Annotated in this window: 9 protein-coding genes; 4 read left to right on the top strand and 5 right to left on the bottom strand. The window is 66.8% G+C overall.

What is annotated here, in order from left to right; genetic code table 11:
* Together K8I61_03490 and K8I61_03485 are read left to right on the top strand one after the other, a co-directional pair.
* On the top strand, positions 1-184 hold a 184-nt coding region (locus K8I61_03490; protein MBZ0271073.1), incomplete at its 5' end, for a hypothetical protein.
* A 268-nt stretch (positions 185-452) separates the two neighbouring features.
* Entirely contained in the window at positions 453-4,952 is a 4,500-nt protein-coding gene (locus tag K8I61_03485) for an FG-GAP-like repeat-containing protein (protein MBZ0271072.1), read from the top strand.
* Between the two features lie 102 nt (positions 4,953-5,054).
* On the opposite strand, the gene K8I61_03480 is transcribed toward K8I61_03485, so the two are convergent.
* The 5 genes from K8I61_03480 to K8I61_03460 all read right to left on the bottom strand — a co-directional run bounded on the left by K8I61_03480 (position 5,055) and on the right by K8I61_03460 (position 11,188).
* The gene (locus tag K8I61_03480; protein MBZ0271071.1) at positions 5,055-5,840 is read right to left on the bottom strand and encodes a hypothetical protein; all 786 of its coding nucleotides are present in this window, start codon (positions 5,838-5,840) and stop codon (positions 5,055-5,057) included.
* 356 nt (positions 5,841-6,196) lie between these two features.
* A complete protein-coding gene (gene gatB, locus K8I61_03475) occupies positions 6,197-7,630 on the bottom strand; it encodes an Asp-tRNA(Asn)/Glu-tRNA(Gln) amidotransferase subunit GatB (protein MBZ0271070.1) in 1,434 nt (477 codons plus the stop codon).
* On the bottom strand, positions 7,627-9,096 hold the full coding sequence (gatA, locus tag K8I61_03470; protein ID MBZ0271069.1) for an Asp-tRNA(Asn)/Glu-tRNA(Gln) amidotransferase subunit GatA: 1,470 nt from the start codon (positions 9,094-9,096) through the stop codon (positions 7,627-7,629). The genes gatB and gatA overlap by 4 nt, the downstream gene beginning before the upstream one ends.
* Positions 9,093-9,395 (bottom strand): Asp-tRNA(Asn)/Glu-tRNA(Gln) amidotransferase subunit GatC, encoded by a 303-nt coding sequence (gene gatC, locus K8I61_03465; protein MBZ0271068.1) that lies wholly within the window; start codon positions 9,393-9,395, stop codon positions 9,093-9,095. Before gatC ends, gatA begins: the two co-directional genes overlap by 4 nt.
* Positions 9,396-9,511: 116 nt before the next feature.
* Positions 9,512-11,188, bottom strand: a complete 1,677-nt coding sequence (locus K8I61_03460) for a zinc-ribbon domain-containing protein (protein MBZ0271067.1) — start codon at positions 11,186-11,188, stop codon at positions 9,512-9,514.
* Positions 11,189-11,510: 322 nt separating this feature from the next.
* On the opposite strand from K8I61_03460, the gene K8I61_03455 reads away from it, so the two are divergent.
* Both K8I61_03455 and K8I61_03450 read left to right on the top strand, forming a co-directional pair.
* The gene (locus tag K8I61_03455; GenBank protein ID MBZ0271066.1) at positions 11,511-12,794 is read left to right on the top strand and encodes a nucleotide sugar dehydrogenase; all 1,284 of its coding nucleotides are present in this window, start codon (positions 11,511-11,513) and stop codon (positions 12,792-12,794) included.
* A gap of 26 nt (positions 12,795-12,820) precedes the next feature.
* Positions 12,821-14,038, top strand: coding sequence for a DegT/DnrJ/EryC1/StrS family aminotransferase (locus tag K8I61_03450; GenBank protein MBZ0271065.1), 1,218 nt, complete (start codon positions 12,821-12,823; stop codon positions 14,036-14,038).
* The last annotated feature ends 144 nt before the right edge of the window (positions 14,039-14,182 follow it).

The raw sequence follows: 14,182 nt of genomic DNA, 5'->3' as shown, positions 1-14,182 counted from the left end.
CATGTATGCGTGCGGCATCGTGTTCACGCTCGGCGACGACTACTTCGTGTTCGCCGAGGACGCCGCTCAGGTTTGCGACCTCATGGACAACGACTGGACCTGCTACCAGACCTGCATCGACAACGACTGCCCCGGTGACGTCAATGGCGCGCTCGCCTGCATGACGGCCTGCGACGCCGCGTAAACGGCAAGCCGATAGAAACCGGAAACGGGGGGATTCGTCCCCCCGTTTTTTTTGTGCCCGATGCGGTTTGGGATCCCGCGCCCGTGCCCGACGGCGCAATGGACAAGATGGACAAAATGGACCGGACGGACCCGCTGACGAGCGCGCACCCGCCGGCGCGACTTCATTCCGCCCGCTCGCCGGTTCAAGAGTCCCGCCCCATCTGCCGATACAAGGATTACCGCCGCCACGGGTGCGGCCACACCGCGAGCGAAAGGGGCCAGGGAAGGTGCTTTCGCGGACAGCGTCCCGTTTTGCCATTCTCGCCTTAGGCGTCGCCCTCGCGGGCGCGGCGCCGGTTTTCGCCGACTCGCCGCCGCCGTTCCTGCCGCTCGGTGCGTCGATTGAATCCGACCGCCCCGGCGCGGCATTCGGCGTTTCCGGCGGTACGGCCGGCGACGTCAACGGGGACGGCTATTCCGATCTTGTCGTCGGCGCGGACGGATACACCACGGTCAACGCGGGCGACGGCGCGGTCTTTCTGTATCTCGGCACATCCGACGGCCTTTCGACCGAACCCGTCTGGGCCGCGTTCGGTGACGGCGAAAACGCCGCGCTCGGCGCGTCCGTCCACGCGGCCGGCGACGTCAACGGGGACGGCTATGCGGACATCGTCGCGGGCGCGCCCGGTGCGGGTGCGTCGGGAGAAGGCGCGGCCTACGTGTGGTTTGGCGGACCCGACGGTCCCGCATTTCCCCCCGACTGGTCAATCGCCGGATCGGCCGCGGGCGCCTCGCTCGGCATCGCGGTCGCCTTCGCCGGCGACGTGAACGGCGACGGATACGCCGACCTCGCGCTCGGCGCGGACGACTCCGGTGCAAGCGGTGAGGGCGCGGTTTACGTTTTCCACGGCGGCGTGTCCGGACCCGCGCCCACGCCAACGTGGTCGTTCAACGGAACGCAGCCCGGCGAGATGTTTGGCTTCGCCGTGGCGACGGCGGGCGACGTGAACGCGGACGGCTTCGCGGATCTGGCCGTCGGCGCACCCGGCTACGCGGCGGGCGCCGGTCGCGTGCGCGTGTTTCATGGATCGGCCGGCGGCCTGTCGCTTGCGCCGGACGCAACCCTCGATGGAACGGCGAGCGGGTCGTTTGGCGCTTCGGTCGCCACGGCCGGCGACGCGGATGGCGACGGCTACGCGGACCTTCTCGCCGGCGCGCCGGACGCGGGCGACCAGGCGGCCGAAGGCGTGGTCTATCTTTATCGCGGCGGCGTGCTTGGTCTTGGCGCATCCCCCGCTTGGAGCTTTGAAACGAACAGCGCCGGCGCGCACCTGGGTTTCGCGGTCGGTCCGGCAGGTGACGTAAACGGCGACGGATATGCCGACATCATCGCCGGTGCGCCGGATATCGCGTCGGGCGCGGGCGCGGCGTACGTGTTTCTCGGCGGCGCGGCCGGACCCTCGAACACCCCCGTCGCGACCTTCGTCGGCGCGCACGCGGGCGCACGGCTCGGTGCGGCGGTGTTCGCGGCGGGCGACGCCGACGGCGACGGATTCGCCGATCTGTTCGTCGGCGCGCCGGGATATTCGAACGGGCAGTCCGGCGAGGGCCGCGTGCTCGTCTATCGCGGCGGTGCACGCATGCCCGGCGCGGCGCAGGCGATCCTGCAGGGCAATCAGACCGGCGCCGATTTCGGCCTGGCGCTCGCGGGCGCGGGCGACGTGAACGGCGACGGATTCGCCGACGTGGCCGTCGCCGCCAAGAGCCACGACAATCCGCAACTCGACGAAGGGCGCGTGTTCGTTTACCACGGCGCGCCGGGAGGCGTGGTCGCGGCCCCCGCCTGGTCCGCGGAGAGCGATCAGTCCAACGCGCGTTTCGGCAGCTCCGTCGCGTTCGCGGGCGATGTGAACGCGGACGGCTACGAGGATCTTATCGTCGGCGCGCAATTCTTTGACGCCGGCGAGGTGAACGAAGGGCGCGCGTTCCTGTATTACGGAAGCGCCTCGGGATTGTCTCCGGCGGCGGGCTGGACTGCGGAAGCCAATCAGGCGCACGCGTATCTCGGCATCGCGGTCGCGGGCGCGGGCGACGTGAACGGCGACGGGCATCCGGATGTCGTCGTCGGCGCGTCGGGCTGGGACGGATCGAACGCGGACGAAGGCGCGATCTTTGTCTTCAACGGATCGCCCGACGGCCTCGGTGCGGCGGCGTCGTTCTCCACGATCGGCGGGCGCGCGAGCGCGGCGCTCGGAAGCGCGGTGGCCTCCGCCGGCGACGTGAACGGCGACGGATTCGCCGACGTGATCGCGGGCGCGCCGACATGGGCCAACGGCAACGCGAACGAAGGGCGCGTCGCCGTCTATTTCGGCTCGCCCGAAGGCGTGACGGCCTCCGGCGCGTGGACCTTCGAATCGAATGTTTCGGAAGCGAAGGCGGGATTTTCCGTGGCGTCGGCCGGCGACGTGAACGGCGACGGATACGCCGACATCGCGGTCGGCGCGCCGACGCACGCCGGCGACCAGTTCCGCGAGGGCCGCGCGCTCGTGTTTTACGGATCCGCCGCGGGCCTGCCCGCGTCGCCGTCCTGGATCGGCGAGGGAAACCAGTCGCTGGCCAACTTCGGCGTGTCCGTCGCGCCCGCCGGGGACGTGAACCACGACGGATACGCCGACCTGCTCGTCGGCGCGAACTTCTTCAACACGACAAAAACCTACGAAGGAAAAGTCTTCCTCTACCTCGGCGGGCCGGGCGGGCTTTCCGCCGAACCCGCATGGACCGCCGCTGGCGGGCAGACCGACGCGAACCTCGGCGCGTCCGTCGCGGCGGCCGGCGATATGAACGGCGACGGCGTCGCCGACTTTCTCGTCGGCGGCCCGCACTTCCACGGCGACCAGATCGACGAGGGCTTCGCGTTCGTGTACCTCGGCAATCGCGGCGGGGTCGCGCGTCCGGTAAACGCGCTGCGTTGGGGATTTGACCGCGTGCTGCATCCGTGGACGACCGCGTATTCGGGAACGCGCTACCGCATGAAATCCGTCGCCGCCCTGCCGTTCGGGCGCGGGCGCGCGTCGGTCGAATGGGAGATCGCGCCGTTCGATGCGCCGTTCACCGGCGTATCGACGATCGAACCGGCGGCGGATACCGCAAGCGGCGACGCGCACGTCGCGCCCGTTGTCGTGCCCGAACCGGATGCGTACCGCCACCGCGCGCGGCTGCGTTTCGATCCCGCGACGACGCCGTACGGACTGGCGAGCCCGTGGTCCGTCGGCGGCCAGCCGGGCGAGCCGTCGGGCGTGCACGTACGCACCGACTGCCCGGGCGGCTGCCTCATCGATGACGCCTGTTATCGCGACGGTACGACGAACCCCGACAACGTGTGCCTGGTGTGCGATCAGGCCGCCGATCCGGCGGGCTGGTCAGACAACAACGGGCAGTCCTGCGACGACGGCGCGTGGTGCAACGGCGCGGACGCCTGCCAGGCGGGAACGTGTTCGATGCACACGGGCGATCCGTGCGGCGACGACGGCACATTCTGCAACGGCGTCGAAAGCTGCGATGAATCGCTCGACGCGTGCGTGCATTCGGGCGATCCCTGCCCCGACGACGGCCTGTTCTGCAACGGCGTCGAAAGTTGCGACGAGGAAAATTCCGAGTGCGCCGTCACGGACGATCCGTGTCCGGATGATGGCGAGTACTGCAACGGCGTCGAAAGTTGCAACGAATCGACCGACGCGTGCGTCACCACGGGAAATCCCTGCGGCGACGACGGCCTCTACTGCAACGGCGCGGAGCAGTGCGACGAGCAGCTCGACCTCTGCGCGCACACCGGCGATCCGTGCGACGACGACGGATTTTTCTGCAACGGCGCGGAAAGTTGCGATGAAGACCAGAAAGCGTGCGTGCATTCGGGCGATCCCTGCGGCGACGACGGCGTCTTTTGCAACGGCGACGAAAGCTGCGACGAAGGCGCCGGCGCGTGCGTGTCTTCCGGCGATCCGTGCGAGCAGGACGGCGAGTTCTGCAACGGCGCCGAAAGCTGCGACGAGGACGCGCGCGAATGTGTGTCCGCGGGCGATCCTTGCGAGGACGACGGCCTGTGGTGTAACGGCGAGGAAAGCTGCGACGAAAATGGCGACGAATGCGTCCACGCAGGCGATCCATGCGGCGATGACGGCGTCTTCTGCAACGGCGACGAGGTCTGCGACGAGAGCGTCGACGAATGCACGCACTCCGGCGACCCGTGCGCGGAGGACGGCATTTTCTGCAACGGGGTCGAAACCTGCGATGAGGATCTGTCGGCGTGCGTTAGCCCGGGCGATCCCTGCGGCGACGACGGCCTGTGGTGCAACGGCGACGAATACTGCGACGAGGCCGCGTCCTCATGCGCGCACACCGGCCGCGCGTGCCCGGACGACGGCTACTTCTGCAACGGCCCCGAGGTCTGTCTGGAGTCGGAGATGCTGTGCGTCTCCGAGGGCGATCCATGCGAGGCCGGAGACACCTGCGACGAATCCGCCGACGCATGCGAAACCATCCTCGGCGACGACGACGATGACGATGACGATGATGACGACTGGGGCCGCGAATGGGAATTCGGCGAGCCGTTCGGTCTTGGCGAGTTCGGCGATGACGACGACGAAACCGACGACGGCGGCGACACGCTAAACGGCGGCGACGACGACGACGAACCCGACCCCGTCGACGACCCGGACTACTGGAACCCGGACGCGGACGATCCGAAGGACCGTGACGGCGAGAAGGACGGGAACTGTTGCGGGTGTTGAGGGAAGAGGCTGGAAGGCTGGAAGGCCATCGCAACGCAAACATGCGCGCGTGACTTCGCTTGATCTCTCGCCCTCGTTTACGTTCCCGCTCCTTCGCTCAATTCACGCGGCGTCGCAAGCGATCATGCAACCGAGCGCACCCTGAACGTTGCCAGGGCAGTCGTTGTCCAGGCACGCCTGATAGCATTTCCAGTCGTTGTTCATGACGTCGCAAACCGACGCTACGTCTTCGGGGAAGAGGTAATAATCGAAGTTGTCCGGCATCACGAAGGCGATGCCGCAGTCGTACATGTCGGCGACCGTATCGGCGCAACCGCCGCTTGAGGAGACATCAAAGCAGGCATCGAAGCAGTTGTCATCGCACGTTCCGAGGTCCAGGCAGTCCGCGAAGCAATTCCATGTCGGGCTGTCGGTCTTGGCGCCGGCGTCATGGATCCAATCCTCGGAGAGTTCGCACCATTCCCGCAGCGTGTCTTCGTCAAGCAGATTGCCGTCGGGATCCCGAAACGAAATTCCGCAATCCAGAAACATGCCCTCGCCGACCTCGGCGCAACTCATGTCGTTGGCGAAATCGTCATCGTCATCGATGGCATCGTCGTCATCGTCGCCGTCATCGCCGTCATCGTCGTCATCGTCGTCATCGTCGCCGTCATCGTCGTCACCGTCGTCGTCATCATCATCATCATCTCCGCCATCGTCGTCATCTCCGCCGTCATCGTCATCTCCGCCGTCGTCGTCGTCGTCATCGTCGTCGACGGGATCGCCCTCGCCGGACGCATCGCGCTCGGCGTCGCCGCCGCCGTACAGATCTTCGTAGCTGTACTCCGGCCCCGGCTTGTCCACGATGCCCACGCGCCCGCACGAGGCGAGAACCATCAGTGTCAGCAAGAAGGTAATCAGAAAAAGGACAAGAGAAGGCCGCCATGCGCCCCGAACGGGATATCGGACGAACATACCCAACCCCCAATCGCATTTCATTCAGCGATCATGAGTATTCCTGTCCCGGACAAAGGTCAAGAAATCTTTTTATCGATGGAGTAGCGACCGGCGTAAATTATTGTGGGCACGGCGCGCAGATGTGCGTTGAATAGAACGCGTCGGCCAGGGCCGGCCAGATCCTTCGCTTCGCTCAGGATGACAAATCGCGGGATGACAAATCGCGGGATGACAATTCGCGCGAGCGATACAATGAAATCACCAACGTCATACGCGATTCGCGATGACCTTCCAGCCTTTTTAGCCTTTCAGCCTTCCAGCCTCTTCTTCAACAGCGCCTGCGTGATCTTCGGGTTCGCCTGGCCGCGCGTTTTCTTCATGACCTGCCCGACGAAATAGGCGAACACCTGCTGCTTGCCCGCGCGGTACTGTTCGACCTGCATCGGGCTTTCGGCGATGACCTCGTCGACGACCTTTTCGATTTCGCTCTCGTCGGCGATCTGCGTCACGCCGAGTTCGGCCACGATGTCTTCCGCGGATTTGTCCGACTCGAACATGCGCGAGAGCACGTCTTTCGCGATGCGGCCCGTGATCTTGTCCGACGCGATGAGCGCCACGAGGCCCGCCAGGCGCGCCGGCGGGATTGGCGAGCTTTCCAGGTCGAGATCGCGCTGCTTGAGCGCGCCGAGAAGTTCCGACGACACCCAGTTCGCGGCGAGCTTGGCGGGCACGTCGCATTTGAGCACCGCTTCAAAATAATCCGCCAGTGCATCGTCGCCGGTCAGCACCGCGGCGTCGTACGCCGACAAGCCAAGCTTCTCGACAAAGCGTTTGTGCGTGTGCCAGGGAAGTTCCGGAAGTGCCGCGCGCTGCACCTCGATGAGATCGTCCTCGACGATGAGCGGCAGAAGATCCGGGTCCGGGAAGTAGCGGTAGTCGTGCGCCTCTTCCTTGCCGCGCATCGAGTAGGTGCGGCCCTTTTCCGCGTCGTACAGGCGCGTCTCCTGCACGATCGCCTCGCCGTGCTCCAGGGCATCCCACTGCCGCGCGGCCTCGTATTCGATCGCGCGCGCAATGAACCGGAAGCTGTTGATGTTCTTCAATTCCGTGCGCGTGCCGAACGGATCCGCGGGCGTCGGCCGCACGGACACGTTGGCGTCGCAGCGCAGCGAGCCCTCCTCCATGTTGCCGTCTGAAATACCCAATCGACGCACGAGCCGCCGCATCGTCTTGAGGTACGCGGTCACCTCCTCCACGTCACGGAAGTCGGGCTCGGAGACGACCTCCAGAAGCGGCACGCCGGTGCGATTGTAGTCGATGAGCGATCCACCGCCGCCGTGCATCGACTTGCCCGCGTCTTCCTCGATGTGGATGCGCGTGATGCCGAATTCGCGGAGCGTGTCGCCGACGACGACCGGCAGCTTCCCGTGCTCGCACAGCGGGCGATCGTACTGGCTGATCTGATAACCCTTGGGCAGGTCGGGATAAAAATAGTTCTTGCGCGCAAAGACGGATTCGCGGTTGATCGCGCAGCCGGTCGCCAGGCCCAGCGCGACGGCCATCTCCACAACGCGCTTGTTCATCACCGGAAGGCTGCCGGGCATGCCCAGGCACACGGGACAGACCTGCGTGTTTTCCGGCTCGCCGAACGCGGTCGGGCACGCGCAAAACGCCTTGGTGCGCGTGGCGAGCTGCACGTGCACCTCCAGGCCGATGACGATGTCGTACGGCCGCGCGCTCATTCGATCCCCCGGAACGCCGGCACCGGCCGCGGCGGCAGAATCTGCTCCATCGCGTGCGCCGCGCGCAGCATCCGCGCCTCGTCCATCCAGCGGCCGATGATCTGCAGCCCGATCGGCAGGCCGTGCGCATCGACGCCGCAGGGGATCGACATGCCCGGCAGGCCGGCGAGGTTCACGGGGATCGTCAGCACGTCGGACATGTACATGCGCAGCGGATCGTCGGCGCGCTCGCCAAGCGCGAAAGCGGTCTCCGGCGAGGTGGGCGCCATGATGAGGTCCACGGTTTCGAACGCCTGTTCAAAATCGCGGCCGATCAGCGTGCGCACCTGGCACGCGCGGCCGTAGTAGGCGTCGTAGTAGCCGGCCGACAGCGCGAATACGCCAAGCAGGATTCGGCGGCGCACCTCGTCGCCGAACCCCGCGCTGCGGCTTTTCGTGTACATCGAAAGCAGGTCGCCGGCCGTCTCGCGCACGCCGTAGCGCGCGCCGTCGTAGCGCGCCAGGTTGCTTGAGCACTCCGCCGGCGCGACAAGGTAATACGTCGCGATCGCGTACCGCGTGTGCGGAAGCGAAATCTCGCGGATCGACGCGCCAAGCTCGCGCGCGCGTTCGATCGATTCGCGCACCGTTTTCGCCACGGCGGGATCGACCCCTTCGCCGAAATACTCCGCCGGCACGCCGATCGAAAGGCCGTCGATGCCGTCTTTCAGTCCGCTCGTGAAATCGCCGGCCGCGTCGGGGCTGCTCGTGGAATCGCGCGGGTCGTGCCCGCAGATCGCCTCGAGCAACATCGCCGCGTCCTCGGCTGTCCTCGTCATCGGCCCGACCTGATCGAGGCTGCTCGCGTACGCAATGACGCCGAATCGCGACACGCGGCCGTAGGTGGGCTTCAGCCCCACGATGCCGCAAAGCGACGCGGGCTGGCGGATCGAGCCGCCGGTGTCCGTGCCGAGCGCCGCAAGCGCCATGCCCGACGCGACGGCCGCGGCGCTGCCGGAGGACGACCCGCCCGGCACGCGCGAAAGGTCGTGCGGGTTTCGCGTCGGGCCGAACGCGCTGTTCTCGCCGGAGCTGCCCATCGCAAACTCGTCCATGTTCGTCTTGCCGAGACTGATCGCGCCCGCCTCGACGCACAACTTTTCCACGCACGTCGCCGAATACGCCGGCACGAAATTGCCGAGAATCCGGCTCGCCGCCGTCGTGCGAACGCCCTGCGTGCACAGGATGTCCTTCAGCGCGATCGGCAAGCCGAAAAGCGGCGGAAGATCCTCGCCCGCCGCGATGCGTTTGTCGGCCTCGTCCGCCTTTTGGCGCGCGTCCTCGGCCGTGGACGTGACGAACGCATTCAGGCGCGGCTCGAGATGCGCGATGCGCGAGATGTGCTCGTTGACGAACTCCACGCAGGTGCCCTCCCGCTGGCGAACCCGTCGCGACGCCTCGGCGAGCGTGAGATCGTCGAGCGTCACGTGGCGCCGCCCCCTTCGACCGTGCGGGGCACGACGACGAAACCGCCCTGGCGCTTGGGCGCATTGGCAAGCGCGTCCTCGTGCGACAGGCCGGGCAAAGGCTCGTCCTCGCGCAGCGGCAATGGCTGCGGGCGCGCGTGCGCCGTTTGCGGGATGCCGGAAACGTCGAGCGACGCCAACTCGCCGACGTGCTCGAGGATCGCGTTCATATCGCGCGTGACGCGCTCGACATCCACGCCCGCAAGATCAAGGCGAGCCAATAGCGCGACGTGGCGGACGGTTTTTTCGTCGATGGACAACGTTGCTCCAAAAAAGGCCGCGAGGCGGGTGTTTCGCGTTTATCGGCGGCGCCCGCGGCTGTCAAGAAAGCCAGGGACCGCCGGGCGCAAGCGGGGCACACTTGCGCCGAACGATCCTACTCCTTCATCGCGGCCAGCGCGGCCTCGATGTCGGAGCGATGCTCCGCCGGCGGATCGGTTTCGAGATACGCGGTGTACGCGCGCGTCGCCAGTTCCATCATGCCGAGCTGCTGATACGCCTTGCCGAGGCCATAGTTCGCCTGCGCCGCGCCAAGCTCCCGGGCCGCGTCGAAGGACGCGATCGCCGCCTGTTGCCGGCCCGTCGCATAATACACCCAGCCAAGCTCCAGATGTGCGTCCGCGCACGCGGGGCAAAGCTTCAGCGCTTGCTCGAGTTCGCCGATCGCGCGGTGATTCGCCTTCTTTTCGCGCAACGCGCGGGCCTTGGCGATCCGCTCGCGCGCGGCGCGCTGCTTCTCGGCGGTCGTGCCCAGCTCCTTGTCGTCCCCCGGCACGCCGCCGGCGACCAGCCCCTTGACGCGATCGCCGTAATGCTCGACGGCCTCGCGCGCCTGCTGATGCGCCGGGCTCGCGTTTTTCGCGGCTTGCGCGTGCGCAAGCGCCTCTTTCCACTTCTTCTTGTCCGAGGCGAGCTTGGCGAGCACGAGGTTCGCCCCGACGTTCGATGGATCCACGCTTGCCGCGTGCGTTGCGGTCTCTTGCCCCCGCTTGGCGTCGCCGGTCGCGACGAAAACGCGCGCCAGAAGGACGAGCGCCTCGGCGCGCAGCCGGGCGGCCTCGCCGTCCTCGCGGCCCGCAAGTTCGGCTTCGTCGGCCTCGGCGGCGGCGCGCGCATACGCCGTCGCCTCGTCAAACGCGCCCCGTGCGAGCCGGCACGCCGAAAGCGCGATGCGTCCCTCGCGCGTGTTTTTGGTGTCGGCGTCGAGCGCCTCGGCCTCGCCGCAAGCGCTCACGACCGCCTCCGAGTCCTTGTTTCGCCCCTCGGTGATCGCCGTTTTCAGGTTCACGAAAGCCACGCGCGCGTCGGCCTTGCGATAGGCGTCCCCGCCGATCCGGCGCGCCTCGTGGTATTGCGAAAGCGCCTCCAGGCGCGTCTCCGCGGTGTCCATGCGATCGAGCTCGAGTGCTCGCTGATACGCCTGCGCGGCGAGAACGTCGGGTGCGAGCTTTTCGGCCGGCTGATCCGGCGCGCGGCCCGGTCCGCCGGTCGTGACCGGAAAGAGCAAGACCGCCGCGAGCGCGGCGACGACCAGAAAAACGATGAGGACAAGCGCAAGCCAGACGCCCCGCGTCAGCACGCGCTTTTTCGGCGGGGCGCCGTTTCGCGAAGGCGGGGGCGGGTCCGGCTCCGCCCAGCGATTCACCTTCTTGGGATTCGCGTAAACGAGCCGCCGGCCGTTGGCATCCGTTTCGCCGGATTCGTCGATAGCCGGCGGGGACTCGGCTTCCCCGAACGCGATTTCGGCTGCCGCGGTGGCCGTGTCATCGGCCGCGGGAGTCGTTTCGTCGTTCACGTCCGGCGGCGCCGACGTATCGGAATCCTGCGGCGGAAAATCCGGCGGCGCGGGCGCGTCCTTGGCGGCTTTACCCTTGTGGCGTGAGGACCCGGCGCCCTTGGCCGGCTTTTTAAGGCCAAGCGGCGGCGTCGCATCCTTGACGAAAAATCGCGTCACGTGCTCGCACGATGGGCAGCGAACCTGCGTCCCCTCCGCGGACAGCTCCGCGTCCGGGATCGGAATTTTCTTGTCGCAGATGGGACATTGAACATTCATCGGAGTGACACCCTGGAAGCCGCGCATTTTAGGCAAACGGCGGCCGGAATGAAAAGGGCGATGAAAGGAGGATTGAGGATTGAGGATTGAGTCGAGCTGCGGCGCAGTGTGAGGACCGCGAAGGCGGCGCCACGGTTTTCGCGAGGATCCGGCGTGGGACGATGGGTCGCGTAGGCGACTTGCGATTCCACTCGATCCTCAATCCTCGATCCTCAATCCTTGATTTTCGCCCAATGGACATTCCCCGCGCAATGGAAAATATTGACGCGGCGCGCGATCAACCCGCGAGGTCGGCTTGGATTTCGAAAAACTGCTCGAACGCATGAAAAACGATCGCGCCGTCGTCGGCGTTGTCGGGCTCGGCTACGTCGGCCTGCCGCTGGCGCTCGCCTTTGTCGAGCGCGGCCTCGGCGTCCTGGGATTCGACATCGACGCCGCCAAGGTCGCCGCCATCGAACGGGGCGACAGCTACATCGCGTATCTGCCCGCCGCGCGCGTCGCCGCGGCGCTTGGCGCGGGCCTGTCCGCGACGACGGATTTTTCGCGCGCGAGCGAATGCGACGCGCTTCTCATGGCGGTCCCGACGCCGCTGACGCGCCACCGCGAACCGGATCTGTCGTTCGTCGAACGGACGGCGGAGCAGATCGCGCCGCACCTTCGCGCCGGTCAGCTCGTGGTCCTGGAGTCAACGACGTATCCCGGCACCACGCGCGAGGTGGTCGTGCCGATCCTCGAGGAACACTCCGGGCTCGTGGCCGGCGAGGATTTTTTCGTCGCCTATTCGCCCGAGCGCGAGGATCCGCACAACAAGGAATTCGACTGCACGCGCATCCCGAAGATCGTCGGCGGGCTCGACGAAAAAAGCCTCGCGCTCGCGTGCGCGCTGTACGGCCGGCTGACGGCCGTCGTACCCGTGTCCTCGCTCGCGGCGGCGGAGGCGGCCAAGCTCCTGGAGAACATTTTTCGGGGCGTGAACATCGCGCTCGTCAACGAGATGAAGCTCGTGCTCGACGCGATGGACCTCGACGTCTGGGAGGTGATCGACGCCGCCGCGACCAAGCCGTTCGGCTTCATGCCCTTTTATCCGGGCCCCGGACTTGGCGGACACTGCATTCCCATCGACCCGTTTTACCTGACATGGAAGGCGCGGGAGGTCGGCGTGCCGACGCGCTTCATCGAACTGGCCGGCGAGATCAACACGCGCATGCCCGAATACGTCGTCGAGCGCCTCGCCATCGCCCTGAACGATCGTTCAAAATCGGTGCGCGGCGCGCGCATCCTGATCGTCGGCATGGCCTACAAGAAAAACGTGGACGATCTGCGGGAGTCCGCGTCGCTGCGTCTTGTGCGCCTGTTGCTTTCGCGCGGGGCGGATGTCGCCTATCACGACCCGCATATTCCAAAGATCAAGCCCACGCGCGAGTATCCCGATCTCGCGGGCCTTCAAAGCGTGCCGCTTGACGACCTGACGCGATACGACGCCGTGCTCATCGCCACCGCGCACGACGGCATCGACTTTGAGCGCATCGCGCGCGAGGCGGCCATCGTCGTCGATACGCGAAACGCGATTCGGCGCCGCGATCTGGCGAACGTGTACCGCGCGTGATGCATGTTTATTGGGGAGGCTGACCGATGACCGAGGCAGGCGAAACGATGACCGGCGTTCCCATGCTCGATCTGGCCGCGCAGTTTAAGCCCATCGAGGCCGACGTGCGCGCCGCGATGGAGCGCGTGCTATCGACGCACGTCTACATCAACGGCCCCGAGGTCGAGGCGCTCGAACGCGAGGTGCTCGCATACGCCGGCATCAAAAAGGGCGCGGCGATCGGCGTGTCGAGCGGCACGGACGCGCTTCTCGTCGCGCTGATGGCGCTTGGCGTCGGCCGCGAGGACGAGGTCATCACGACGCCGTTCACGTTTTTCGCGACGGCGGGCGTCATCCACCGCCTCGGCGCGTATCCGGTGTTCGTCGATATCCGGCCCGACACGTTCAACATCGATCCCGCGGGCGTGCGCGACGCGATCACCGAGCGCACGAAGGCGATCGTGCCCGTGCATCTTTTCGGAAGATTGGCGGACATGCCGGCGATCCTCGAGGCGGCGGGCGGCATTCCCGTCATCGAGGACGCGGCGCAGGCGATCGGCGCGGGTCACCCGGATGTCGGTTTCGCCGGTTCGTTCGGGCGGGCCGGATGCTTCAGCTTTTTCCCGAGCAAGAACCTCGGCGCGCCCGGCGACGGCGGCATGGTCGTCACGAAGGACGCGGCGTTCGGCGACAGGGTGCGCAAACTCCGCCAGCACGGCGAAACGAAGCGCTACCACCATGAGCTCGTCGGCGGGAACTTCCGCCTGGACGCGATGATCGCCGCGGTCCTTCGCGTCAAACTGCCGCACCTGGACGCGTGGCACGCCGCGCGAATGGCAAACGCCGCGCGCTACGACTCCATGCTCGCCGATGCCGGCCTTCTCGGCGAACACGTCCTCGCGCGGCCGGGCGACGCGGTCGCGCCCGTCCATCGCGAAAACCCCGTGACCGAGGGCGATCCCGCGCTCGAGCCCGAACCGCCGATCGGCCGGCACATCTACAACCAGTACACGCTGCGCGTCGCCGACCGCGACGGTCTGATCGAGCATCTGCGCGCCAAAAACGTCGGCTGCGCGATCTACTATCCCGTGCCGATGCACCTGCAGCCGTGCTTTTCGTACATGGGTTACGAGCAAGGCGCGTTCCCCGAGGCCGAGCGCGCCGCGAGCGAGGTCATCTCGCTGCCCATCTACCCCGAACTGACCGAAGCGCAGCAGCGCTATGTCGTCGATGCGATCGAGGAGTTCTACAAGGCGGCGAAATGAGGGGCGGCGTGACGACGCCAAAACGGAAAGCGCCGATTCCGCGAGCGGATATGGTCGGCATCCCGAAAGACGTCGCCCTGCCCGCGGCGATCGTGTCGCACGTTTTTTCACAGGTGCCGTTCATCTTGTGGGGCGGCTGGGTGC

The organism is bacterium (assembly GCA_019912885.1).
Lineage (GTDB): Bacteria > Lernaellota > Lernaellaia > JACKCT01 > JACKCT01 > JAIOHV01.
The sequence above is the reverse complement of the archived record's forward strand: the minus strand, read 5'-3'. Positions and strand labels throughout refer to the sequence as shown.